We start from the raw sequence: 306 nt of genomic DNA, 5'->3' as shown, positions 1-306 counted from the left end.
CAGCTGCCTCGCCACAAGAGCCTATCCCCGCACCAATTCCTATCCCTTCAATCTGTTGATTGTAAAAATCAGGCAGGTTTGGGGCATACTCAAGGTGTAACGTTTTAGACTCTGAGTTGAGCAGTAAAATTGAAGCCATGCGCTGCTCGGTAAGCTGAATAATCTTGTGATTTAAATCTTTGCGATCCATCCCAAGCGCAAGCTTCCGCAGCAAACTATTGATGGCTCGATGACCTTCTAATAAAAATTGTTGTTCCATTCACTAAGGCTTTCAATTGTGTAATCGGGTACAGCTTGTTCTTATGC

At 43.8% G+C, this 306-nt stretch carries 1 pseudogene; it reads right to left on the bottom strand.

What is annotated here, in order from left to right:
- Positions 1-259: pseudogene (locus AB4486_RS28220) on the bottom strand (diguanylate cyclase); the annotation flags it as partial.
- Positions 260-306: the final 47 nt, after the last annotated feature.

The organism is Vibrio sp. 10N.222.55.C6 (genome assembly GCF_041473395.1).
In the GTDB taxonomy this organism is placed as follows: Bacteria; Pseudomonadota; Gammaproteobacteria; order Enterobacterales; family Vibrionaceae; genus Vibrio; species Vibrio crassostreae_C.
The sequence above is the reverse complement of the archived record's forward strand: the minus strand, read 5'-3'. Positions and strand labels throughout refer to the sequence as shown.